The sequence below is a fragment of the Prevotella sp. MGM1 genome (assembly GCF_002933775.1).
GTDB lineage: Bacteria > Bacteroidota > Bacteroidia > Bacteroidales > Bacteroidaceae > Prevotella.
Genome location: NZ_BEWV01000051.1, coordinates 1 through 653, shown reverse-complemented (window position 1 = coordinate 653; position 653 = coordinate 1). Strand labels below are relative to the sequence as shown.

Annotated in this window: 1 protein-coding gene; it reads right to left on the bottom strand. The window is 45.3% G+C overall.

What is annotated here, in order from left to right; translation table 11 throughout:
* Positions 1 to 136: 136 nt before the first annotated feature.
* Positions 137 to 653: hypothetical protein (locus MoGM_RS12915; protein ID WP_104368404.1), on the bottom strand; the 517-nt coding region annotated here is incomplete at its 5' end.

The window sequence follows — 653 nt, the reverse complement described above, 5'->3', positions numbered from 1 at the left end:
CGTTTAATACGCTGATTATTAGCGTTAAATGCGCTTAATGGCTCTGAAAACACGCTGAAAAACAGAAAACTCCCCTATTTTGACCCCTTAGAGGGGGTATGGGGAGGCACAAGGGTAAACGCAGGAACATAGCCGCCTAACCGACACTTGCAATATCGCCGGTGCTGACATCGCCAGCAGTTTTTTCCAATCTTTGCTCAAGATCCTTGATGCGCTGCTCCAGTCGCCCAATCTCTTTAGCCTGCTCCAAAGTCATTTTGTAATATCTGTCCGCAAGTTTTGCACGGTCTTTTAGTCTTACATTTTCCTCTTTCAATAAATCAAATTCGGCAATTCTAATAGACCGGTCCGCGTCCTGTTCCATTTGGTAACTTGAAACAGAGACGCCGTGGTTAACATTATCAACCACGACAATTTGTTCCTCATGGGTCAGTCGGCGCATGAAATCGGTCCACATCTCCCCTTCCCCATTGAGTAGCCAACGCAGATTGATGATAGCAGAATATTCTGAATCGGTAAAGCGATTGAAAAAATCGTAGCTGGGGGCACACTTTCGGTTCTGAATATCATAAATAGTTTGGGCACGTGTGTAGCCCAGAACCTTTGCGAAATTGTTCGGGGTCGTACAGGTACACTCAATGATTGTGTCTATC